The sequence below is a fragment of the Hydrogenophaga sp. genome (assembly GCF_041913525.1).
GTDB lineage: Bacteria > Pseudomonadota > Gammaproteobacteria > Burkholderiales > Burkholderiaceae_C > Hydrogenophaga.
Map to the genome: position 1 here is coordinate 86,537 of NZ_JAYSFD010000006.1, position 22,774 is coordinate 109,310.

Below are 22,774 nucleotides of genomic sequence, written 5' to 3' on the forward strand. Positions count from 1 at the left end.
GCGGCCGGGCGACGAACAGGCTTTAGAGGTCCAAGGTCAGCACCGCGCTGCGCGAGCCCGAGCAGCAGGCGATCACGCAGCGGTTGCCCTGGCGCTCGTCGTCGCTGAGGCACTCGTCGCGGTGGTCGGGCAGGCCGTCCAGCACCTCGATGCGGCAGCTGCCGCAAATGCCTTGCGTGCAAGAAAACGGCACGTCCACGCCCGCGTCCAGCAAGGTGTCCAGCATCGACTGGCCGGCCACCACCGGCAGGCGCCGCCCGCTGCGGGCCAGCTCGATTTCATAACCGCCGCCAATGGCCGCGGCCTGCGTGGCGCCAAAGCGCTCGTGGTGCACCTGCTCGGGCGGCAGGGCGGCGGTGGCGTCGATCACCGCGTCGATCAGGCCGTTGGGTCCGCACACATAGAAGTGGCTGCCCTGCGGGGCCTGGGCCACGATGGCGGGCAGGTCCAGCCGGGCGTCGCCTTCGCCGGTGCGGCACAAGTGCACCTGGCCAAGGCCTGCGGCCTGCAGCGCCGTGAGCTCGCGCACAAAGGCCATCTCGCGCCCCAGGCGGGCGGTGTAGTGCAGCACCCAGGGGCGCCCCAGCGCGTTCAGGCGCTCGGCCATGGGCAGCAGCGGCGTGATGCCAATGCCACCGGCCACCAGCACGGTGAAGGGCGCGTTTTCCACCAGCTCGAACTGGTTGCGCGGGCCGTGCACTTCCAGCGCCATGCCCACGCGCGCCACCTCGTGGAACCAGCGCGAGCCGCCGCGGCTGTCGGGCGCGTGCTTGATGGCGATGCGGTAGCGCTCGCGCCGCGTGGGCGAGCCCACCAGCGAGTAGCTGCGCCGGGGGCCGTTGGGCACCTGCACGTCGATGTGCGCCCCGGCCGTGAAGGGCGGCAGCTCGCCGCCGTCGCGGGCGTGCAGGTCAAACGAAGCCGTGCCATCGGCTTCCAGGCGAATCTGGCGAAGGATCAGGGTTTGCGGGTTCATGGCGGTTCGAGTGCGCGTTTGGGGGCTGGGTGACGGACAGGTGACAACCGGGATTGCTGTTGCATCTGGCTAGTGGTACGATTTATCAATGGTACTACCAATATGGAGATGACAACATGCTGAGTCGCGAAGACAACGAGCGCCTGGTGCGCGTGGGCCCGGGCACCGAAATGGGCCAGCTCATGCGCCTGTACTGGATTCCCTTCCTGCTGGCCAAGGACGTGCCGGCCGATGGCCAGCCCTACCGCGTGCGCCTGCTGGGCGAAGACCTGGTGGCCTTCCGCGACAACGAAGGCCGCGTGGGCCTGGTGGACCACGCCTGCCCGCACCGTGGCGCGCCCATGGTGTTCGGCCGCAACGAAGACGGCGGCCTGCGCTGCGTGTACCACGGCTGGAAGTTCTCGGTGGAGGGCCGCTGCCTGGAGATGCCGGCCGAACCGGCCAACTCGCGCATGCCGGCGGCCATGCGCATCAAGTCGTACCCGGTGCGCGAGCGCAACGGCGTGCTCTGGACCTACATGGGCCCCGAGCCCGAGCAGGCCCCGCCGCTGCCCTCGGTGGAATGGAACATGGTGCCCGAGGAGCAGGTGGCCCTGTCGGTGCGCGTGCAAGAGTGCAACTGGCTGCAGGCGCTGGAAGGCGAGATCGACTCGGCCCACGCCGCCATCCTGCATGGCCGCGCCGACAACAGCGGCATCATCAACCAGTGGAAGCAGGCACAAGACTTGGCGCCCACGTTTGAGTGTTCGGTGCAGGAGGCCGGCGTCAGCATCGCCTCGCGCCGCCAGGTGGGCGAGGACGCCAATTACATCCGCGTCAACCAGTACATGATGCCCTTCTGGACGCTGGTGCCCCCGCAGAGCCAGTACCCCGAACTCAGCGGCCACGCCTGGGTGCCGATCGACGACGAGCACACCCTGTGCCTGATGTTCTCGTACCACCCTGACCAGCCCTTCTACGAAAAGACCCGCAAGGTGTTCAAGGAAGGCCACGCCGGTCGGCAGACCGGCCACTCGTCCGAAGACTCGTTCGAGAAGCGCCCCTGCACCGACCCATACCACACCTACTGGAGCGTCTTCAACCGCGGCAACGCCTACCAGTTCAGCGCCGAACTGGCCAAGAAGTACAACGCCGGCCTGCCGGGCCTGTGGGTGCAAGACGCGGCCTGCCAGTCGGGCGTGGCGGCCATTTACGACCGCAGCCAGGAGCACCTGGGCACCACCGACACCGGCATCGTGCGCACCCGCCGCCTGCTGCTCGATTCCCTCAAACGCCTCGCGGCCGATGGCCAGCGCCCGGTCTCGGCCACCGACCCCGACCAGTTCCTGTGGCGCGCCATCTCCATCACCATCCCCGCCGGGGGTGACTGGAAGCAGGCCGGTGCCGAGGTCATGAAGGCCAAGCTCGGCCAGGGGTTTGGCTACGTGCCCTGAGCCCGGGCCCGATTCCGCACAAGAAGACAACGCCCATCCCACCGCCACCCACAGAAGGAGACACCATGAGCCGACACCACCTCAACCGCCGCCAGTTCGCGGGCGCCACCGCGGCCCTGCTGGCCGCGCCGGCCCTCACGGCGCATGCCCAGGCCTACCCCTCGCGCCCCATTCGCGTGGTGGTGCCGTACCCGGCCGGGGGCTCCACCGACCAGCTCGCGCGGGCCATTCAGCAACCCTTGTCTGAGCTGCTGGGCCAGCCGGTGGTGATCGACAACCGCGCTGGCGCGGGCGGCACCATCGGCACCGACATCGTGGCCAAGGCCGCGCCCGACGGCTACACCCTGGTCTTCGGCAACACCGGCCCCAACGCCGTGGTCTCGCTCTTGCGCAAGGTGCCGTACGACCCGGTGGCCGACCTGGCGCCCATCTCCACCGTGGCGCTCACGCCCATGATCCTGGCCGTGCCGGTGGACAGCCCGGCCAAGACGCTCAAGGAGTTCCTGGCCTATGCCAAGCGCGAGGGCGACAAGCTCAACTACGGTTCGGTGGGCAACGGCTCGCTGTCGCACCTCACGGGCGAGCACTTCAACGACAAGGCCGGCCTGAAGCTGCTGCACATCCCCTACAACGGTGGTGCACCCATGCTCACCGCCTTTGCCAGCGGGCAGCTGCACGCTGCCTTCGTCACCGGGCTGGACGGCGCGTCCATGCTGGCCTCGGGCAAGGTGCGTTACCTGGCCGTGGCCACGCCCGCGCCCACCGACGTGGTGCCCGGCCTGCCGGCCATCGCCGATGAGGTGCCCGGTTTTGCCAGCACCGCCTGGTTCGGCCTGCTTGGCCCCAAGGGGCTGCCGGCCGACCTGCTGGCCAAGCTCAACAGCGCGGTGGTGGCCTCGGTGGCTCGGCCCGAGGTGCAAAAGCTCTTCACCGAGCGCCGCATCGAAGCCCGCAGCAGCACCCCCAAAGAGATGGAGCAGCGAATCGCCGGTGAGATGAAGCATTGGGGCGAGGTGATCCGCAAGGCGGGCATCACCACATGAGCGGCGAGCGCACCCTGCGTGGCCGCGTGGCCGTGGTCGGCATTGGCGAGACCCCGTACTACAAGCACGGCCAGTCGCCCGACGCCGAGTTCAAGCTCGCGCTCAAGGCCATCCTGGCCGCCTGCGCCGACGCCGGCCTGGACCCGCGCCAGATCGACGGCTTCGCCTCGTACAGCGACGACCGCAGCGAGGCCACCCGCCTGGCCGCCGCGCTGGGCCTGCCGCGCCTGCGCACCGCCACCATGCAATGGGGCGGTGGCGGCGGGGGTTGCTGCGCAGCCGTGGCCAACGGCGCGGCGGCCATCGCCACCGGGCAGGCCGACTGCGTGGTGGTGTTCCGCTCGCTGGCCCAGGGCCAGTACGGCCGCTTTGGCCAGACCACGGGCGTGAACACGGCCTCGGGCGAGAAGGCCTACCTCATGCCCTACGGCGTGCTCTCGCCGCCACAGCGCTTTGCCATGCGGGTGCAGCGCTACATGCACGAGCACGGCGTGCGGCAAGAGGCGCTGCGCGCCATTGCGCTGGCCTCGTACCACCACGCCCAGGCCAACCCGCGCGCGGTGATGCACGGCCGCCCGCTGGACGAGGCCCGCTACGACGAGTCGCGCTGGATCGCCGAGCCCTTCCACCTGTTTGACTGCTGCATGGAAAACGACGGCGCCGCCGCCCTGGTGCTGGTGGACGCCGAACGTGCGCGCGATTTCCCCAACAAGCCGGTTTATCTGCTGGGCGCCGCCTCGGGCGCGGGCTACCGCTTCGCGGCCCACCCGCACAACTCGGCCGAGTACGCCTCGGCCAACTTCGGCACCGTGGCGCGCGACCTGTACGACATGGCTCGCGTCACCCCGGCCGATGTGGGCGTGGTGCAGAGCTACGAAAACTTCACCGGCGGCGTGGTCATGGCCCTGGCCGAGCACGGCTTCTTCAAGCCAGAAGAGGCCAACGACTTCCTCACGCTGGAGAACCTCACCGCGCCCAAGGGCCGCCTGCCGCTGAACACCAGCGGCGGCAACCTGGCCGAGTGCTACATGCACGGCTTCGAGCTGGTGCTGGAGGCGGTGCGCCAGGTGCGCGGCACCTCCACCAGCCAGGCCCCGCGCCACGACGTGGCCCTGGTGGTGGGCGGCCCCATGGTGGCGCCCGCCAGCAACCTCATGTTCGGATCGGAGGCCGTGCTGTGAGCGCCCCCACCACCACTCCCTCGACCACTTCCTACCTGCCCGAAGGCCTGCCCATTCCGGTGCCCGAGCCCGATGGTCTGTCGGCCCCGTACTGGGCCGGCCTGCGCGAAGGCAAGCTGCTGGTGCAGCGCTGCGCCCACTGCGGCACCTGGCAGTTCGGCCCTGAGTGGATCTGCCACCGCTGCCACGCCTTCGACCCCGAGTGGGTTGAGGTGGAACCCAAGGGCCGCATCTACAGCTGGGAACGCGTCTGGCACCCCGCGCACGCCAGCCTGAAGAACCACGGCCCCTACCTGGCCGTGCTGGTGGAGCTGCCGCACGCCGGCCTGGTGCGCATGGTGGGCAACCTGCTGGGCGACCCAATGCAGCCGGTGCAGATCGGCGCTGAGGTGCGCGGCGTGGTTGAGCACCACCCCCAGGCCAACCCGCCCTACAGCCTGCTGCACTGGACGCTGGCATGAGCCAGGGCCACGCCAGCCAGCCCGACCTGATCGTGGTGGGCGCCGGGGCTGGTGGCATGACCGCCGCCCTGGTGGCCGCGCTCGATGGCCTGCGCGTGGTGCTCTGCGAGGCCAGCGAGCAAGTGGGCGGCACCACCGCCACCTCGGCCGGCACCCTGTGGGTGCCAGGCAACCCGCAGGGCGAGGCCGCCGGCCATGGCGACACGGTGGACGCCGCGCGGCAGTACCTGCACGCCCTGATCGGCCCGCTGGACGCGCGCGGCCGGCGCGAGGCCTACTTCGCCACCGCCGCGCAGGCGCTGGGCGACCTGCAGGCCCGCAGCGCCGTGGCCTTCGCCAGCTCAGGCATGCACCCCGACTACCTGCCGCAACTGCCCGGCGCGGCGGTGAGCGGGCGGGCCGTGTCGCCCCTGCCGTTTGACGGCCGCCTGCTCGGGCGCGATTTCGTTCGCGTGCGGCCACCGCTGCCCGAGTTCATGGTGCTGGGCGGCATGATGGTGGGCAAGGCCGACATCACGGCCCTGCTCAACCGCTACCGCTCGTGGCGGCACTTCTCGCACACCGCCCGGCTGGTGCTGCGCCACGCCATCGACCGCCTGCGCTACCCGCGCGGCACGCGGCTGGTGATGGGCAACGCCCTGGTGGCGCGGCTTTTTCACAGCCTGCGGCAAGCGGGCGTGGACATTCGTTTTGGCTGGCGCCTGACCGGGCTGGATCAAGAGCAGGGCAGGGTGGTGGGCGCGCGCTTCACGGCCGGCGATGGCGAGCACACCCTGCGCGCCCGCGTGGGCGTGGTGCTGGCCACCGGTGGCGTGGGCCACCACGCGGCCTTGCGCCGTGAGCTGGATCCGACCGGCACCCCGGTGCACCCGCTGGCACCGCCCAGCGTGCGCGGCGACGGCGTGGCCAGCGCGCGCGAACTGGGCGCGGCCATCGAGCAGCACCCGGGCAATTTCTTCTGGCAACCGGTGTCGCGCGTGCCCCGCGCCGACGGCAGCACCGGCCTGTTCCCGCACCTCTTTCTGGACCGCGCCAAGCCCGGCCTGATCGCGGTGAACGCGCAAGGCCAGCGCTTCGTGGACGAGGCCGCCTCGTACCACCACTTCGTCGAAGGCATGGTGCGCGCCGGCGCGGTGCCGGCCCACCTGGTGTGCGAAGCGGCGTTTGTGCGGCGCTACGGCCTGGGTGCCATTCCCCCCGGCACCACCGACCTGCGGCCCTGGCTGGCGCGCGGCTATCTGGTACAGGCGCCCACGCTGGACGCGCTGGCGCAGGCCCTGGGCCTGCCGGCCGGTGCCTTGCCCGCCACCGTGGCCCGCTACAACGAAGGCGCACGGCGCGGCGAAGACCCCGACTTCGGCAAAGGCGCCTCGGTGTTCGACCGCTTCAATGGCGACCCGGCGCACACGCCCAACCCCTGCCTGGCGCCCATCGAGGCGGGGCCGTTCTGCGCGCTCACGGTGTGGCCGGGCGATGCCGCGTCCAGCGCGGGGCTGGTGACCGATGTGCACGGCCGCGTGCTCGATGCGGCCGGGCTGCCGCTGCCCGGTCTGTACGCCTGCGGCAACGACGCTGCTTCGGTGATGCAGGGCCGCTACCCTGGCCCCGGCACCACCCTGGGCCCGGCCATGGTGGAGGGCTGGCGCATCGCGCGGCACGCGCGCGATGCAGGGGATGCGCTGAGGGCCTGAGCCCGCTTCAGGCGCGGGCCTTGGCCTTGGCGGTCGCCTTGGCTTTCGCCGTGGCCTTGGCCGCTGTCTTCTTCTGGCTTTCGCTCTCCAGGTACTCGCTCACCTTGCGCAGGTGCTGGGCCATGGCGGCGCTGGCGCCTTCGGGGTCTCGCGCGCGCAGCAGCGCCAGCACCTGGCGGCGCACCAGCATGATGTCTTGCCGGGGCTGCGGGTCGATGTGGGCCAGCAGCTCGCGGATGATCTCCGACAGCGCGTCCACCATCATCAAGATCACGTTGTTGTGCGTGGCCCGCGCGATGAGGCGGTAGAACTCGATCACCGACTTGGTGTTGCGCGAGCCACCGCGCTCGCGGAACAGCTCGGTGTGGTGGTCAATGTCGGCCTCGATGGCGTTCAACTCTTCTTCGGTGGCGCGGGCGCAGGCCAGGCGAATGGCCACGCCCATCAGTTCCACCCGGGCCTCGGTCACGTCCGAGATGGAGACCTGGCCCAGCGAGACCATGTCTTGCACGCTTTGCGTGAGGCCGGCGCTGTTGCTGTCGCGAATGAAGAAGCCGCCGTTCAGGCCGGTGCGCGCCTCTACCACGGCGGCGGCCTCCAGGCTTCGCAAGGCCTCGCGCACGGCGATGCGGCTGATGTCGAACTGCTCGGCCAGCTCTTTCTCGCCGGGCAGGCGCTCGCCGGGACGCAGGTCGCCACGGGCGATCTGCTGGCGAATCTGGTCGCACACCACCTCAAAGGCGCGGCGCGTGCGAACGGGCTGGAACACCGGGCCCCGCGCGGTTGGCGTGGGGGCTTTGCTGGCGGCACTGGCGCGGGTGGCGGTGGTCGCCGGGGATTTGCTTGGCATTGGATGAACCTCTTTTGGGCGATCGTAATACAGGGTCACCTTCGTGACGGACGGGCCTTGGCGTGCCAGATTCGGGTTGTCAGGTTTTATTGGTTGAACCATAATAATGCGACCGGACTGGAACAAGCGTCAACCCCAGACAACAGGACATTCGATGGACCTCCAACTCACCGCCGAGCAACAGGCCTTTCGGGCCGAGGTGCGGGCTTTCATTCAAGAGCGGCTGCCGCAAGACATTCGCGATCGCCTGCGCGCCGGCCACCCGCCGCGCAAGGAGGACACTGTGCGCTGGCAGCGCATCCTCAACGAGCGCGCCTGGGCTGCGCCGCACTGGCCGCGCCGCTTCGGCGGGGCCGAACTGGGCCAGGCCGAGCGCCTGATCCTGATGGACGAGCTTTACCGCGCGCCCGCGCCGCTGCCGCAGGTGTTCAACATCACCATGCTGGGGCCGGTGCTCATGAAGTTCGGCACGCCGCAGCAGTGCGAGCACTTCCTGCCCAAGCTCGCCAGCCTTGACCTCTGGTTCTGCCAGGGCTTCTCCGAGCCGGGCTCGGGCTCTGACCTGGCCTCGCTGCGCACCGCCGCGCGGCGCGAGGGCGACCACTACATCGTCACCGGTCAGAAGATCTGGACCACCACCGCCCACTGGGCCGACTGGACCTTCGCCCTGGTGCGAACCGACCCCGAGGCGCGCAAGCAAGAGGGCATTTCCTTCCTGCTGATCGACCTGAAATCGCCCGGCATCACCATCCGCCCTATCACCTCGATCGACGGCGAGCACCACCTCAACGAGGTGTTCTTCGACGAGGTGCGCGTGCCCGTGGCCAACCTGGTGGGCCAGGAAAACAAGGGCTGGGACTGCGCCAAGTTCTTGCTGGGCAACGAGCGCACCGGCATCGCCAACGTGGGCCTGTGCCGCGAGCGCCTGGACCATGCGCGCGCCGTGGCCGAGCGCACGCCGCAAGGCGCGGGCCGCCTGATCGACGACCCCAAGCTGCAGGCCGAACTGGCCACGCTGGACGCCGAGATTCGCGCACTGGAGGTGACCAACTGGCGCTTCCTGCTCACGCCCTCGGCGCAGCAGGAACTGCCGGCCTTCGCCTCGGTGCTCAAGCTCAAGGGCGTGGAGCTGCAGCAAGACGTCAACGCGCTGCTGGCCCGCATTGCCGGCCCCTCGGGGCTGGAGCGCCGCGGCAGCGACGACACCGCGCACGGCCCGCTCACGCCGCGCTATTTCTACTCGCGCGCGGCCAGCATTTATGGCGGCACCAGCGAGGTGCAGAAGGACATCTTGTCCAAGTTCATCCTGGGTTGAGGACGACGCCCCATGCAATTCGAATTGAACGACGAACAAAGCGCACTGCGCGACAGCCTGGCCCGCCTGCTGGCCGACCGTTACGGCTTCGAGCGCCGCCGCGCCTTGGCCAGCAGCCCCGAAGGCCATTGCCCCCAGACCTGGGCGCAGCTCGCCGAGCTGGGCCTGATGGGCCTGCCCGTGGCCGAGGCCGATGGTGGTTTTGGTGCCCGCGCCGAAGACCTGCTGCCGGTGATGCAAGAACTCGGCGCGGCCCTCTCGCTGGAGCCCTACCTGCCCCTGGTGCTGGGCGCCACCGCCGTGCGCCTGGCCGGCAGCGAGGCGCAGCGCGCCGAGTGCCTGCCCGCCGTGACCGAGGGCGCTTGCCGCCTGGCCTGGGCGCACGACGAGGCCGCTGGCCGCCACGCGCCCTGGTGGGTGCAGGCCACCGCCCGCCGCGAGGGCGATGCCTGGGTGCTGAGCGGCGCCAAGTCGCTGGTGCTGGGCGCGCCCCTGGCCGACCGCTTCGTGGTGAGCGCCCGCCTGAGCGGCGAGGCCGCCCAGCGCGAAGGCTGCGCCCTTTTCCTGGTGGACGCCAAGGCCCCGGGCGTGCAAGTGCGCGCCTACCCCTTGGTGGACGACAGCATGGCCGGTGAACTCAAGCTCACCGGCGCCCGTGCCCAGGCCCTGGGCGATGCCGCCGATTCGGCGCGCGCCCTGGCCGCCATCGACGGCACGCTGGCCATGGGCATCGCCGCCATTTGCGCCGACATGACCGGTGCCATGCGCGCGGCCTATCGCCTGGCGGTGGACTACCTCAACACCCGCCAGCAGTTCGGCCGCCTGATCGGCCAGAACCAGGCCCTGCGCCACCGCGCCGCCGAAATGCTGGTGAGCCTGGAGTTGGCCAAGAGCATGGCCATCACCGCTGCGGTGGCGGTGGACGACCCGGGCAGCGAAGGCGCCCACCTTGACCTGCACCGCGCCAAGCTGTCGGTGGCCCGCCACGCGCGGCAACTCGCGCAGCACGCGATTCAATTGCACGGTGGCATTGGCATGACCGAGGAATACGCTGTGGGCCATTACCTGCGGCGCATTCACGTGCTGGACCAGTTGCTGGGCGACGGCGATGCCCATGCCGCCCGCCTGGCCGCGCTGCTGACGCAAGGCACGGCCGCCTGAGGCCCTGCCCTGGCACCCGATACACAGAAAGAGAGAGACAAGAGCATGAGCACCGCCATGATTTACCTGGACGAACGCGGCCTGCCGCGCGATGAACTGGTGCAGCGCGGCCTGCGCGCGGCCACCGGCTTCTCGCGCATGGGCATTGGCGAGGGCGACACCGTGGCCTTGCTGCTGCGCAACGACTTCGCCTTCTTCGAGGTGCTGCAGGCCGCGGGCGCCATTGGCGCCTACGCCGTGCCGCTGAACTGGCACGGCAAGACGGATGAGGCCGTCTACATCCTGAACGACTCGCGCCCCAAGGTGCTGGTGGCGCACGCCGATTTGCTGGCGCCGCTGCGCGACCAGATCCCGGCCGGCATCGAGTTGCTGGTGGTGCCCACCCCGCCCGAGGTGCAACAGCGCTACGGCATTGCCGACGCCGCCTGCCAGGTGGCGCCGGGCGATGTGGCCTGGCCGCAGTGGGCCGATGGTTTCGAGCCCTGGGCCGAGCCGCCCAAGCGCAGCCGCGCCACCATGATCTACACCTCGGGTACCACCGGCCACCCCAAGGGCGTGAAGCGCGACCCGGCCTCGCCCGAGCAAAGCCAGGTGTACGCCGACCTCATCAAGCGGGTGTACGGCGTGGAGCAGGGCGTGCGTGCGCTGGTCACCGGGCCGCTGTACCACGCCTCGCCCAACGCCTACGGCCGCCAGGCCTTCGGGCTGGCCGAGGTGCTGGTGATGCAGTCCAAGTTCGACCCCGAGGAAACGCTGGCGCTCATCGAGAAGCACCGCATCACCAACGCGGTGATGGTGCCCACCATGTTCGTGCGTATCCTCAAGCTGCCGCGCGAGGTGCGCGAGCGTTATGACGTGTCCTCGCTCAAGTGGGTCACCCACACCGGTGCGCCGTGCCCGCGCGAGGTCAAGCAAGAGCTGATGGCCTGGTGGGGGCCGGTGGTCTATGAGACCTACGGCGGCACCGAGGTGGGCACCGCCACCCTGGCCACCCCGCAAGACTGGCTGGAACACCCGGGCTCGGTGGGCGTGCCCACGCCGGGCACGCGCATCGCCTTCTATGGCGAAGACGGCCAGCCCGCGCCCGATGGCGAGCCCGGCGAGATCTACATGCGTGTGCCGGCCTACGCCGACTTCACCTACCTCAACAACCCCGAGAAGCGAAAGAGCGTCGAGCGCGACGGCCTCATCAGCGTGGGCGACGTGGGTTACCTGAAGAACGGCCGCCTCTACCTGTGCGACCGCCGCTCGGACATGGTGATTTCCGGTGGCACCAACATCTACCCGGCCGAGATCGAGATGGTGCTCACCCAGTGCCCCGGTGTGCAGGACTGCGCGGTGTTCGGCATTCCCGACGAAGACTTTGGCGAATCGCTGGCCGCGGCGGTGGAGCTGATGCCCGGCGCCCAGCTCACGGCGCAAGACATCAAGGCCTACCTGGAAGCGCGGCTGGCCAAGTACAAGGTGCCCAAGCGGGTGGACTTTCACGCCAGCCTGCCGCGCGAAGACAGCGGCAAGATCTTCAAGCGCCGCCTGCGCGACCCGTTCTGGCAAGCCACGGGCCGCAAGATCTGATGGCCACCGCGCGCGACCCCGAGGCCGTGGCCTCGGCCCTGCAGGCCGTGCTCTCGCGCCAAGGCGATGGCGTGGTGCAAGGCGAGGTGCAGGGGCTGAGGCGCCTCACCGGCGGGGCCACCAAAACCACCTGGGCCTTTGACTGGGTGAGTGGCGGCGCCACCCAGGCGCTGATCCTGCAGCAAACGCCCGCGCTCACCGGGCCACGTGGCCGCGTGCCCAAGCTCACCGCCGCCGAAGACGCCGCCGTGATGCGCGTGGCCCGAGCTGGCGGCGCGCCCGCGCCCGTGGTGCGCCTAGTGCTGACCGAGGCCGATGGCCTGGGCGAGGGCTACGTGACCGAGGCCGTGCCTGGCGAGACGCTGGGCAAGAAGCTGGTGCGCGACGACGCGTTCGCCAGCGCGCGGGCCGTGATGGCCGCCCAGTGCGGGCAGATACTGGCCGCCATCCACCGCCTGCCACTGCAAGGCCTGGGGTTCCTGCAAACCCTCTCGCCGGCTGACGAGCTGGCGGTGTACTCAGACCTGCTGGCCGCCTGCGGCGTGCGCCACCCGGCGCTGTCGTTCGCGCAGCGCTGGGTGCGTGAGCACCTGCCCACCGACTGGGCCCCGGCCCTGGTGCACGCCGACTTCCGCACCGGCAACCTGATCGTTGGGCCCGAGGGCGTGCGCTGCGTGCTCGACTGGGAAATCGCCCGCATCGGCGACCCCATGCAAGACCTGGGTGTGCTGTGCATGCGCTCGTGGCGCTTCGGCGGCGCGGGCGAGGTGGGCGGCTTTGGCGAACGCGAAGACCTGTACGCCGCTTACGAAGCCGCCAGCGGCCAGCCGGTGGACCGGGCGCGCGTGCGCTTCTGGGAAGCGTTTTCCAACCTCAAGTGGGCCATTGCCTGCGCGCGCCGAGGCTCGGCCACCCGGCCCGACGGGCGCCCGGCCAGCGTGGAACTCAGTGCCGTGGGTCGCCGCCTGGAAGAGCCCTTGTGGGACTTCATGCAACTGATTCAGGAGGCCGCATGACCGTCTTCGTGCCCGACATGGCCCGGCTGGTGCAGGCCACGGCCGACCACCTCGAACACGAGCTGCTGCCCACGCTGGACGGCTACCACCGCTTTCACACCCGCGTGTGCGTGAACGTGCTGCGCATCGTGCAGCGCCAGGCCGAGCAGGGCGCCGCGCTGGAGGCGGCCGAGTGGGCGCGCCTGCGCGAGCTGTTGCAGTCCACCGAGGCGCTGCCCGCGCTGAACGACGCGCTGGTGCGCCAGCTCGACGACGGCAGCCTGCCCCTGGACACCCCGGGCCTGGCGGCCCACCTGCACGCCACGCTGGGCGACGCGCTGGCCATCAACAACCCCAAATGGACCCGGCAGCCATGAGCGCACCGCCCATTGCCTCTTTGCCCCCGCCGCGCCTGCGCCCGGCCGATGCGCCTCTGCCACTGGCCGGTGTGCGCGTGGTGGACTTCAGCCACTTTCTGTCGGGCCCGTATTGCACCCAGATCCTGGCCGACTTTGGTGCCGAGGTGTGGAAGATCGAAAAGCCCAATGGCGGTGACGACTTTCGCTCGCACAAACCGCCCGACCTGGGCGGTGAATCGCTGGGCTATCTCTGGACCAACCGCAACAAAAAGGGCCTCACGATTGACCTCTACAGCGAGGCCGGCCGGGCCTTGGCCTGGGAGTTGATCGAGCGCGCCGACGTGCTGGTGGAGAACTTCTCGGCCGGCGTGATGCAGCGCCTGGGCCTGGATTTCGAGACCGTCTCCAAGCGCCACCCGCGCCTCATCTATTGCTCGATTTCCGCCGCCGGCCGCGAAGGCGAACTGGCGCAGCGCGTGGGCTTCGATCCCATCGCCCAGGCCGAGAGCGGGTTGATGGCGCTCAACGGTCACCCTGGGGCCGACCCGGTGGTGGTGGGCTCGCCCATCATCGACATCACCACCGGCATGATGGCCGCCAACGCCGTGCAGGCCGCGCTGCTGGCGCGCCAGCGCGACGGCCTGGGCCAACTGGTGGAAGTGGCCATGCTCGACCAGGCCGCGCAGATGGCGGGCTACCGGCCCATGGGCTATCTCGTCACCGGCCAGGAGCCGCCGCGCGTGGGCAACTCCAGCCCGGTGGTGGTGGCCATCGGCATGTTCGCCACCGCCACCTCGCCGCTGTACCTGTGCTGCGCCAACGAGCGCAGCTACCAGCGCCTGGTGCGCGACGTGCTGAACCGCCCCGACCTGGCCGAAGGCGAGTACGCCGAGCCGCGCCAGCGCGCGCGCCACCGCGACGCCCTGCGCCAGGCCTTGCAAGACGCCATCGTCGCCCAGCCACGCGAACACTGGCTGCGCGTGATGCGCGCGGCCGGCGTGCCGGTGGGCGCGGTGCGCTTGGCCGGCGAGGCGCTCACCAGCGACGACGTGCGCGAGCGCGGCCTGCTCAGCGCCATTCCCCACCCCACGGCAGGGCAGGTGCCCAACCTGGCACCGCCCTACCGCCTGAGCCGCACCCCCGTGGCCGACCCGCAGGCCGCGCCCACGCTGGGCCAGCACACCGACGAGGTGCTGCGCCAGGTGCTGGGGCTGGGCGACGAGGCCATTCAGGCCCTCATCGACCAAGGCGTGCTGGGCACCCAGAGGGAGCAGCCATGAACACCACGACCGACGCCATGGGGTTCCTGGCGCACACCGGGCCGCTGGAGCGCGTGGCGCCCAACGCCTTGGCGCTGGACTTGGCGCCGCACCACCTCAACATCGGCGGGCGTCTGCACGGCGGCATGGTGATGACGCTGATCAGCGCCGCCGCCGAGGCCACCGCGCTGGACGCCGCGGCCCAGGCCCAGGCCGGCGCCCGCGCCGAGATGCTGTCGCTGGACGTGCAGTTCATCAGCGCCACGCTGGGCGGCGCCCGGGTGCAGGCCGAGGTGCGGCCCACGCGCGTGACGCGCACGATGGTGTTTCTCACCATCGAATTGCGCGCAAGCGATGAGTGCCTGGCCACGGCGGCAGCGGTGTACCGCATCGTGCCGGCCGGGGCTGACGAACCGGTGCCGCCAGCGCCAGCGCCTTCGCTGGTGGGTTGGGACGTGGCCGTGTGGCGCGAGCCGTTTGCCCGCCACATTGGCCTGGCCCACGAGCGCACGCTGGCCAGTGGCTTCAAGGCATGCCTGTTCCAGGCCGACCCCACGCGCCTGTGCGCGCACGCGCCGCTGCTGCACGACGGCATGGCCCTGTTCGTGGCCGACGTGTTCACCGGCCGCGCCTCGTCGCTGGCCTCGCAAGGGCGCTGCGTGACGCTGAGCATGCAGGTGCGCCGCCTGGGCGATGTGCCCGCGGGCGCCTGGGCTGAGTTCCGGCCCGAGGTGCGGCAGGTGTCGCCGTCGGTGGTGTTCACCGATGGCACCCTGTGCGTGGGCGACCGGCCGGTGATGGCCGTGGCCTCGGTGTGGAAGGTGCTGGGGGCCACCTGAGGCGGCCCCCGGGGCGTGGCCCCAGGCGGTGTCAGGCAGCGCCGAAGGCGCCGGCCGCTTGCAGGCGCTGCAGCTCAGGCGCGCCCAGGCCCCAATCGGCCAGGGCGGCGGCATCGTCGGCGCCGGGGGGCACCCAGGCCTTGGGCTCGTCCGCTGGCGTGCGGCTGAAGCGCGGCGCGGGCGCGGGTTGCACCACGCCGTCCACCGTGACGAAGGTGCCGCGCGCCTTCAGGTGCGGGTGCTCAGGTGCCTCGGAGAGCGACAGCACGGGTGCAAAACACGCGTCGCTGCCCTCCATCGCCTCGCACCACTCGGCGCGGGTGCGGCTGCGGAACAGCTCGGCAAAGCGCGCCTGCAGGCGTGGCCAGCCGGCGCGGTCGTGCTGGGCCGGCAGGTCTTCGCCTTCCAGCCCCAGGCGGCGGATCAGCTCGGCGTAAAACTGCGGCTCGGCCGCGGCCACGGTGACGTACTGGCCATCGGCCGTCTCGTACACGTGGTACCAGGGCGCGGCGCCGTCCAGCACGTTTTGCCCGCGCGCATCTCGCCAGCGGCCCTTGGCGCGGTTGGCGTGCAGGTAGGTGGTGAGCGAGGCAGTGCCGTCCACCATGGCGGCGTCCACCACCTGCCCCTTGCCCGACTGGCGGGCCTCCAGCAGCGCGCAGACGATGCCAAAGGCCAGGTACATGCCGCCGCCGCCAAAGTCGCCGATCAGGTTCAGCGGCAGGGGCGGTGGCGCATCGGCCGTGCCCAGCGGGTGCAGGGCGCCGGCCAGGGCGATGTAGTTGGCGTCGTGGCCCGCGGCCTGGGCCATGGGGCCATCTTGCCCCCAGCCGGTCATGCGGCCATAGACCAGGCGCGGGTTGCGGGCCAGGCAGGTGTCGGGGCCCAGGCCAAGGCGCTCCATCACGCCAGGGCGAAAGCCTTCGATGAGCGCATCGGCGCCGTCGAGGAGCTGGCGCAGCGTGTCCACCGCCTCGGGCTTTTTCAGGTCCAGCGCAATCGAGCGCCGGTTGCGAAAGAGGATGTTGGCCGCCGGCTTGGCCGGTGCCTGGCCGGGCGGGACAGGGCGCTCGATGCACAGCACCTGCGCGCCCATGTCGGCCAGCATCATGGCCGCAAACGGGCCGGGGGCTAGCCCGGCCATTTCAATGATCTTGATTCCGTGAAGAGGTCCCATGGGGTGTGTGAGCGTCGGCCTGGGCCGAGGGGGAGAAGGCTGAAGGTGGCGCGGCAATGGCGCCGGGCGCGTGGACCAGAAAGGCAAACGAGGCGCCCCAGGTGGTCACGAAGCGCAAGACCCAACGGCGCAGGCGCGAGCTCATGGGGCGTCTCCTTTTTCAATGGTTGGGCCAATTATCGAAACCGGAAGGCGGGATGTCAATGAAGCTGGGCCAGGGCAATCCCTAGGCCATCCGTCTGAAGAAGCCTTGACACCGCACACGCTGTTTTATAAGGTTCAACCAATCATTTACAAAAGGAGACAAGCGATGACAATCAACCGCCGACAAGCCCTGGCCGCTGGCCTGGCCACGCTGGGTGGCGCGGCCACCACGGCCCACGCGCAGACCGCGCCCGCCGCCACGCCGGCCTACCCCACGGCGCCCATTCGCATCGTCATTCCCACCGCTGCCGGCGGCGGGCACGACACCATGATGCGGCTCATTGGCCAGAAGCTCACCGAGCGCCTGGGCCAGCCTTGCGTGGTGGAGTCGCGCCCCGGCGCCAGCGGTGCCATCGCGGCGGCGGCGGTGGCGCAGGCCCCGGCCGATGGGCACACGCTGATGGTGGGTTACAGCGCCTTCCTGAGCAACACGGTGCTGCTGGACAAGGTGCCCTACAAGGTGGAGGACTTCGTGCCGGTGAGCATGCTGGCGCTCACGCCGATTGCGCTGGGCATCAGCGAGTCGCTGGCGGCGTCCACGCTCAAGCACTACGTGGCCATCGCCAAGACGCGTCCGGGTCAGTTGTCTTACGCCTCTTACGGGCCGGGCAGCGGCGGGCACTTCGTGGGTGAGCTGTTCAACATGGCGGCCGGCATCAACACGGTGCACGTGCCCTACAAGGGCGAGACGCCGGCGCTGCTGGACGTGCTGGCCGGGCAGGTGCAGGCCTCGTTCACCTCGGTGGGCGGCGCGCGCCGCTACCCGGGGCGCATCCGCGCGCTGGCGGTGGCCACCAAAGAGCGCTCGCCCAGCTACCCCGACGTGCCCACCTTCGCCGAGCTGGGTTACCCCGAGGTGGACATGCCCGGCTGGGGCGCCCTGTTCGCGCCGGCCAAGACGCCGCCGGCCGTGGTGCAGTTGCTCACGCGCGAGATCAACCGCATCGTGCTGCTGCCCGAAGTGAAGGCCAAGCTGTCCGAGCTGGGCTTTGACGCGGTGGGCTGGGACGGGGCGCGCACCAACGAGTTCCTGAAAGAACAGCTGGCCAGCACGCGCAAGCTGGTGGCCTCGGGCCGCATCAAGCTCTGATGTGAAAAGGCCCCGCCTGGCAGGCGGGGCCTTTCTCTTTCTCTCCCCCCGTTCGCTTCAGATGAAGGAATCGGGAATCAGGTCGCTCTCGGGGCAGTCGCTGTACATCGAAAGGTCGGTCACGCCCTGCTCGCGCAGCACCTGCTCGTCGATGCAGAAGTGGCCGCTGAAGGAGCGGTCGCGCGTGAGGATGGCGTGGGCCGCGTCGCCCATGATCTCGGGGCGGCGGGTGCGCTTCATGGTGGCCTCGCCGCCCAGGATGTTCTGCACCGCCGCCGTGCCGATGAAGGTGCGCGGCCACAGCGCATTGAAGGCCACGCGGTCGCGGAACTCGCCGGCCATGCCCAGCACGCACATGCTCATGCCGAACTTGGCCATGGTGTAGGCCACGTTGGGCGCGAACCAGCGTTCTTCCATGTTCAGCGGCGGCGAGAGCATGAGCACGTGCGGGTTCTCGGCCTGCAGCAGGTGTGGCAGGCAGGCGCGCGAGACCAGGTAGGTGCCGCGCGCGTTGATGCCGTGCAGCAGGTCAAAGCGCTTCATGTCGGTGGCCAGGGTGCCGGTCTTGCTGATGGCGCTGGCGTTGTTCACGCAGATGTCGATGCCGCCAAAGCGCGCCACGGTCTGTTCCACCGCGGCCAGCACCTGGTCTTCGTGGCGGATGTCCACCACCAGCGGCAGGGCCTGGCCGCCCGCGGCCTCGATGGCCTTGGCCGCCGTGTAGATGGTGCCGGGCAGCTTGGGGTGTGGCTCGGCCGACTTGGCCGCGATGGCGATGTTGGCGCCGTCGCGCGCCGCGCGCAGGGCAATGGCCAGGCCAATGCCCCGGCTGGCGCCGGTGATGAAGAGGGTCTTTCCCTTGAGCGTGCTCATGCTTTCACCTTTGGAAATCCCCGGTAGGGCGGTGCCTTCTTGGCCAGCATGGCCTCGATGGCCACGCGCGGCTCGGGCGCGGCAAAGGCGGCGGCCTGGCTGGCGGCCTCCAGGGTGAACAGGGTCTGCTGGTCGGCGTCGAGCGAGGCGTTGAGCGCGGCCTTGGTCAGCGCCAGCGCGGTGGGCGCGGCGTGGGTGAGGCTCTCGGCGATCTGGCGCACGCGCTCTTCCAGCGCCTCGCTCTCGTGCACCTCCATCACCAGGCCCAACTGGCGGGCCTCTTCGGCGTCGATGTCGCGGGTGGAGAACATCAGTTCCTTGGCGCGCTGCAGGCCCACGGCGCGCGGCAGCAGGTAGAGCGCGCCCAGGTCAGGCACCAGGCCCAGGCGCAGGTAGGCCATGCAAAAGCGCGCGCGCGGTGTGGCCACCACCATGTCGGCGCACAGCGCCAGGGCAAAGCCCGCGCCCATGGCGGGGCCGTCCACCGCGGCGATGACAGGGCGGCCGAGGTTGAGCATGTCCTGAATGAAGCGCAGGCCGGTCTTGATGCGCTGCTGCCAGTAGTGCGGGCCCGAGTCGAGGTGCTCGTGCAGCACCTGCAGGTTGCCGCCGGCGCAGAAGGCGCCGGGCGTGCCCGCCAGCACCAGCACGCGAATCTCGGGGTCTTGGCGCACCTGCTCCAGCACGGCCATGAGGTCGGCGCGCAGCTCGGCGTCAAAGGGGTTGTGTTTTTCCGGGCGGGCCAGGCGGATCCAGCCCACCCGGTTCACCACCTCGAAGCTCAGGGTGTTCATGGCGCTCTCCTCAGGCGGGGGTGAACATGGGCACCATCTGCCCGTCATCAGTGGGCTTGAACACCACCTTCACGCGCTGGCCGATGTGCACCGTGTCCAGGTCGCAGTCGACGATGTTGCTCAGCACGGTGATGCCTTCGTCCAGCGTGACGTAGGCGATGGCGTAGACCTGCGGGCCGGCGCGGCGGGTGACGCTCACGCTGTAGATGCTGCCCTGGCCACTGAGGGTTTCCCACTCGGTGTCGCCCTGGCAGAAGGGGCAGATGGGGCGCGGGTACCAATGCAGCTTGCCGCAGTGCTGGCAGCGCCGGCTGGTGAGGCGGCCCTCGCGGGTGGCGGCCCAGAAGGCGTCGGTGGCGGCGTCCACCAGGGGGGCGCTCAGGGGGCGGTCAACGTAGGGGGTGCTCATGTCTTATTCCCGTTCCATGATGAGGGTGGCGCTGCCGTGGCGCGAGCCGAGCAGGCCGCCGGTGCCCTGGGCCAGGGCGAGGTGGCAGTTGGGCACTTGCACCTTCGGGTGCGCCTCGCCGCGCAACTGGCGCACGGCCTCGATCACCTTGGTGATGCCGCCGCGGTTGGCGGGGTGGTTGTTGCACAGGCCGCCGCCGTCGGTGTTGAAGGGCAGCTTGCCCACGCCCGAGATCAGGTTGCCGTCGGCCACGAACTTGCCACCTTCGCCCTTCTTGCAGAAGCCCAGGTCTTCCAGCTGCATCAGCACGGTGATGGTGAAGCTGTCGTAGATGGACGCGTACTGGATGTCAGACGGCTTCACGCCGGCCTCGGCAAAGGCCGCCGGGCCGGTGACGGCCGCGCCCGACCAGGTGAGGTCCACCTGGCCGCCGAGCTGGCCTTTGATGGTTTCGGCCCCGCCCAGCACCTTCACCACCGGGCGCTTGAGCTGGCGCGCAATTTCGGGGCGCACCACCACCAGGGCGCCACCGCCGTCGCTCACCACGCAGCAGTCGAGCTTGTGCAGGGGGTCGGCGATCAGGGGGGAATTCAGCACGTCTTGCACGGTCACCGCGTCGCGCAGCATGGCGTGGGGGTTGTGCTGGGCGTGGGCGGCGGCGGCCACCTTGATCCAGGCCAGTTGCTCGGCCGTGGTGCCGAACTCGTGCATGTGGCGGGCCGCCGCCAGCGCGTACATGTTCACCGTGACGGGCGAGTAGGGCATTTCCCAGGGCACGTCGGGGGTGGAGGGCGTGACCAGCCGCTGGCCCACGCCCACGCCGCTGGCGCCTTCGGTGCGCGGGCGCCCGGCCAGGGTGATCAGGGCCACGTCGCACTTGCCGGCGGCAATGGCTTGCGCCGCGTGCGCCACGTGAATGAGGTAGGCCGAGCCGCCGGTGTCGGTGTTGTCGATGTGGCGCAGGCGCGTGAGGCCCAGGTAGTCGGCCATGCTGTTGGCGCCCAGGCCGGGCGCGTCGCCAGCGCAGAAGTAGCCGTCCACGTCGGCCAGGGTGAGGCCGGCGTCTTGCAGCGCGCCGCGCGCGCATTCGGCGTGCAGCTGGGCCACGGTTTTGTCTGGTGCCTTGCGGGTGGGGTGTTCGTATGCGCCTGCGATGCAGGCCTTGCCCTTGATCGTCATGTCTTCTCCAGTTGACGGGTGTTCGAACCGTAGAATATCATTGGTTCAACCATCAAACAAGGAGCAGCACATGACCCCCATCGTTTCCCTCGAAGGCCGCACCATCGTCGTCACTGGCGCGGGCCAAGGCATTGGCAAGGCACTGGTGGAAACCGTCATCGGCCTGGGCGGCAACGCCGTGGCGGTGGACCTGAACGCCGAGACCCTGAACGCCGTGGCGGCGGCCCAGCCGGCCGACCGCGTGCTGGCGGTGCAGGGCAGCGTGGCCGACCCGGCCCTGGCCAACCGCGCCGTGGCTGAGGCCGTGGCCAAATTTGGCGCGGTGCACGGCCTGGTGAACAACGCCGGCATCATTCGCCCCGCCATGATCGAGAAGATGACCGACCAGCAGTGGCAGGACGTGATCGACGTGCACCTCACCGGCTCGTTCTACTGGACGCGCGCCGTGGGCCAGCACATGGTCGAGCGTGTGAAGGGGGGTGACAAGAGCGGCGGCTCCATCGTGAACATTTCGTCGGACGCCGGGCGCAAGGGCTCGATTGGCCAGATCAACTACGCCGCCGCCAAGGCCGGCATGCTGGCCATGAGCATGACCATCGCCCGTGAGTGGGGCCGCCACAACATCCGCGCCAACTCGGTGTGCTTCGGCGTGGTGGAAACGCCCATGACGGAAGTGGTGCGCGGCGAGAAATTCCGCGACGGCATGCTGGCGCAAATTCCCATGGGCCGCTGGTCCACCCCCGACGAGGCGGTGAAGGCGGTGTGCTTCCTGCTGTCCGACGGCGCCAGCTACATCACCGGCCAGCACCTGGGCGTGAACGGCGGCTTCCACATCAGCCTCTGATCGCGCCATGACGGCCAGCGCCCAGCACGACCTGAACAGCGACCTGGACGCCGGCCGGCTGGCCGACGTCATCCGCACCCGCATCGAACCCTTCACCGGAGAGCTGCAGGTGCGGCGCATCGAGGGCGGGCAGTCCAACCCCACCTACATCGTCGATGCCGGCGCCAGCCGCTACGTGCTGCGGCGCAAGCCCTCGGGGCCGCTGCTGCCCTCGGCCCACGCCATCGAGCGCGAGTTCCGCGCCATGAAGGCGCTGGCCGGCACCGAGGTGCCGGTGCCGCGTGTGCGCCTGCTGTGCGAAGACCCCGAGGTGCTGGGCAGCGCCTTCTACGTGATGGACTTCGTGGACGGCCGCATCCTGGGCGACCAGACCCTGCCGGGCATGTCGCCCGCGCAGCGCCTGGCCCACTACACCGAACTCAACCGCGTGCTGGCCCGCCTGCACGCCGTTGACCACCGCGCCTGCGGCTTGGGCGACTTCGGGCGCGAAGGCAGCTACGTGCAGCGCCAGCTTGAGCGCTGGACGCGCCAGTACCGCGCCAGCGAGACCACGCCCATTCCGGCCATGGAAAACCTGATCGCCTGGCTGGGCGAGCGCGAGCCGCCGCAAGACACCACCACCCTGGTGCACGGCGACTACCGGCTGGACAACGTGGTGTGGCACCCCACCGAGCCGCGCATCGTGGCCGTGCTCGACTGGGAACTCTCCACCCTGGGCGACCCGCTGGTGGACTTCGCCTACCACTGCATGACCTGGCACCTGGCCCTGGGCACGCACCGCACCCTGGCCGGGGTTGACCTGGCGCCACTGGGCATTCCCGACGAAGGCGCCTACCTGGCCCTGTACGCGCAACACAGCGGGCGAGACGTCAACCCCATTCGCGATCACTGGGCGTTCTACATGGCGTTCAACATGTTCCGCATGGCCGCCATCCAGCAGGGCGTGGCCCGCCGCGCGCTGGACGGCAACGCCGCCAACAGCCGCGCCCGCGACGTGGCTGAGCGCGTGGCCCTCACCGCCGAGGCCGGCTGGGCGCAGGCCGAGCGGGCCATGGCCTGACCGCGC

22 protein-coding genes are annotated in these 22,774 nt (G+C 70.2%); 15 read left to right on the forward strand and 7 right to left on the reverse strand.

Annotated features, from left to right (window positions below; genetic code table 11):
- Positions 1–22: 22 nt before the first annotated feature.
- A complete protein-coding gene (locus tag ACE3RQ_RS09535; protein ID WP_374521735.1) occupies positions 23–976 on the reverse strand; it encodes a 2Fe-2S iron-sulfur cluster-binding protein in 954 nt (317 codons plus the stop codon).
- 116 nt (positions 977–1,092) lie between these two features.
- On the opposite strand from ACE3RQ_RS09535, the gene ACE3RQ_RS09540 reads away from it, so the two are divergent.
- From ACE3RQ_RS09540 to ACE3RQ_RS09560, 5 genes are all read left to right on the forward strand, one after another.
- Complete coding sequence (locus ACE3RQ_RS09540) at positions 1,093–2,409, forward strand: Rieske 2Fe-2S domain-containing protein (RefSeq protein WP_374521736.1); 1,317 nt, start codon at positions 1,093–1,095, stop codon at positions 2,407–2,409.
- 65 nt (positions 2,410–2,474) lie between these two features.
- Positions 2,475–3,452: a Bug family tripartite tricarboxylate transporter substrate binding protein gene (locus ACE3RQ_RS09545; RefSeq protein ID WP_374521737.1), complete on the forward strand. Its 978-nt coding sequence runs from the start codon at positions 2,475–2,477 to the stop codon at positions 3,450–3,452.
- Positions 3,449–4,633: an acetyl-CoA acetyltransferase gene (locus ACE3RQ_RS09550; RefSeq protein WP_374521738.1), complete on the forward strand. Its 1,185-nt coding sequence runs from the start codon at positions 3,449–3,451 to the stop codon at positions 4,631–4,633. Before ACE3RQ_RS09545 ends, ACE3RQ_RS09550 begins: the two co-directional genes overlap by 4 nt.
- Entirely contained in the window at positions 4,630–5,094 is a 465-nt protein-coding gene (locus ACE3RQ_RS09555) for a Zn-ribbon domain-containing OB-fold protein (protein WP_374521739.1), read from the forward strand. Before ACE3RQ_RS09550 ends, ACE3RQ_RS09555 begins: the two co-directional genes overlap by 4 nt.
- Positions 5,091–6,785, forward strand: a complete 1,695-nt coding sequence (locus ACE3RQ_RS09560) for an FAD-dependent oxidoreductase (protein WP_374521740.1) — start codon at positions 5,091–5,093, stop codon at positions 6,783–6,785. Before ACE3RQ_RS09555 ends, ACE3RQ_RS09560 begins: the two co-directional genes overlap by 4 nt.
- A gap of 7 nt (positions 6,786–6,792) precedes the next feature.
- Here the strand turns inward: ACE3RQ_RS09560 and ACE3RQ_RS09565 are convergent, their stop codons facing one another.
- On the reverse strand, positions 6,793–7,635 hold the full coding sequence (locus ACE3RQ_RS09565; RefSeq protein WP_374521741.1) for a FadR/GntR family transcriptional regulator: 843 nt from the start codon (positions 7,633–7,635) through the stop codon (positions 6,793–6,795).
- A 154-nt stretch (positions 7,636–7,789) separates the two neighbouring features.
- Between ACE3RQ_RS09565 and ACE3RQ_RS09570 the strand changes: the two genes are divergently transcribed.
- The 7 genes from ACE3RQ_RS09570 to ACE3RQ_RS09600 are packed head-to-tail and all read left to right on the forward strand — an operon-like array spanning position 7,790 to position 15,138.
- A complete protein-coding gene (locus ACE3RQ_RS09570) occupies positions 7,790–8,950 on the forward strand; it encodes an acyl-CoA dehydrogenase family protein (RefSeq protein ID WP_374521742.1) in 1,161 nt (386 codons plus the stop codon).
- Between the two features lie 12 nt (positions 8,951–8,962).
- Positions 8,963–10,111 (forward strand): acyl-CoA dehydrogenase family protein, encoded by a 1,149-nt coding sequence (locus ACE3RQ_RS09575; RefSeq protein ID WP_374521743.1) that lies wholly within the window; start codon positions 8,963–8,965, stop codon positions 10,109–10,111.
- A 45-nt stretch (positions 10,112–10,156) separates the two neighbouring features.
- On the forward strand, positions 10,157–11,686 hold the full coding sequence (locus ACE3RQ_RS09580) for an acyl-CoA synthetase (RefSeq protein ID WP_374521744.1): 1,530 nt from the start codon (positions 10,157–10,159) through the stop codon (positions 11,684–11,686).
- Positions 11,686–12,702 carry a phosphotransferase family protein gene (locus ACE3RQ_RS09585; protein WP_374521745.1) on the forward strand — a complete coding sequence of 339 codons (1,017 nt, stop codon included), beginning with the start codon at positions 11,686–11,688 and terminating at the stop codon, positions 12,700–12,702. The genes ACE3RQ_RS09580 and ACE3RQ_RS09585 overlap by 1 nt, the downstream gene beginning before the upstream one ends.
- Positions 12,699–13,058, forward strand: coding sequence for a DUF6285 domain-containing protein (locus ACE3RQ_RS09590; RefSeq protein WP_374521746.1), 360 nt, complete (start codon positions 12,699–12,701; stop codon positions 13,056–13,058). The genes ACE3RQ_RS09585 and ACE3RQ_RS09590 overlap by 4 nt, the downstream gene beginning before the upstream one ends.
- Positions 13,055–14,320, forward strand: coding sequence for a CaiB/BaiF CoA transferase family protein (locus ACE3RQ_RS09595; protein WP_374521747.1), 1,266 nt, complete (start codon positions 13,055–13,057; stop codon positions 14,318–14,320). The genes ACE3RQ_RS09590 and ACE3RQ_RS09595 overlap by 4 nt, the downstream gene beginning before the upstream one ends.
- Positions 14,317–15,138: a PaaI family thioesterase gene (locus tag ACE3RQ_RS09600; protein ID WP_374521748.1), complete on the forward strand. Its 822-nt coding sequence runs from the start codon at positions 14,317–14,319 to the stop codon at positions 15,136–15,138. Before ACE3RQ_RS09595 ends, ACE3RQ_RS09600 begins: the two co-directional genes overlap by 4 nt.
- Before the next feature lie 31 nt (positions 15,139–15,169).
- Here ACE3RQ_RS09600 and ACE3RQ_RS09605 read toward each other — a convergent pair whose 3' ends face one another.
- Entirely contained in the window at positions 15,170–16,315 is a 1,146-nt protein-coding gene (locus ACE3RQ_RS09605; protein WP_374521749.1) for a CaiB/BaiF CoA transferase family protein, read from the reverse strand.
- A 310-nt stretch (positions 16,316–16,625) separates the two neighbouring features.
- Here ACE3RQ_RS09605 and ACE3RQ_RS09610 point away from each other — a divergent pair, with 310 nt between their 5' ends.
- Positions 16,626–17,609: a Bug family tripartite tricarboxylate transporter substrate binding protein gene (locus tag ACE3RQ_RS09610; protein WP_374521750.1), complete on the forward strand. Its 984-nt coding sequence runs from the start codon at positions 16,626–16,628 to the stop codon at positions 17,607–17,609.
- 57 nt (positions 17,610–17,666) lie between these two features.
- Here ACE3RQ_RS09610 and ACE3RQ_RS09615 read toward each other — a convergent pair whose 3' ends face one another.
- The 4 genes from ACE3RQ_RS09615 to ACE3RQ_RS09630 are packed head-to-tail and all read right to left on the reverse strand — an operon-like array spanning position 17,667 to position 20,864.
- Complete coding sequence (locus ACE3RQ_RS09615; protein WP_374521752.1) at positions 17,667–18,482, reverse strand: SDR family oxidoreductase; 816 nt, start codon at positions 18,480–18,482, stop codon at positions 17,667–17,669.
- On the reverse strand, positions 18,479–19,276 hold the full coding sequence (locus ACE3RQ_RS09620; protein ID WP_374521753.1) for an enoyl-CoA hydratase/isomerase family protein: 798 nt from the start codon (positions 19,274–19,276) through the stop codon (positions 18,479–18,481). Before ACE3RQ_RS09620 ends, ACE3RQ_RS09615 begins: the two co-directional genes overlap by 4 nt.
- A gap of 10 nt (positions 19,277–19,286) precedes the next feature.
- Positions 19,287–19,685 (reverse strand): Zn-ribbon domain-containing OB-fold protein, encoded by a 399-nt coding sequence (locus ACE3RQ_RS09625; protein WP_374521754.1) that lies wholly within the window; start codon positions 19,683–19,685, stop codon positions 19,287–19,289.
- A gap of 3 nt (positions 19,686–19,688) precedes the next feature.
- Complete coding sequence (locus tag ACE3RQ_RS09630; protein WP_374521755.1) at positions 19,689–20,864, reverse strand: thiolase domain-containing protein; 1,176 nt, start codon at positions 20,862–20,864, stop codon at positions 19,689–19,691.
- A gap of 70 nt (positions 20,865–20,934) precedes the next feature.
- Between ACE3RQ_RS09630 and ACE3RQ_RS09635 the strand changes: the two genes are divergently transcribed.
- Entirely contained in the window at positions 20,935–21,708 is a 774-nt protein-coding gene (locus ACE3RQ_RS09635; protein WP_374521756.1) for an SDR family NAD(P)-dependent oxidoreductase, read from the forward strand.
- A 7-nt stretch (positions 21,709–21,715) separates the two neighbouring features.
- Positions 21,716–22,768 carry a phosphotransferase family protein gene (locus tag ACE3RQ_RS09640; RefSeq protein WP_374521757.1) on the forward strand — a complete coding sequence of 351 codons (1,053 nt, stop codon included), beginning with the start codon at positions 21,716–21,718 and terminating at the stop codon, positions 22,766–22,768.
- Positions 22,769–22,774: the final 6 nt, after the last annotated feature.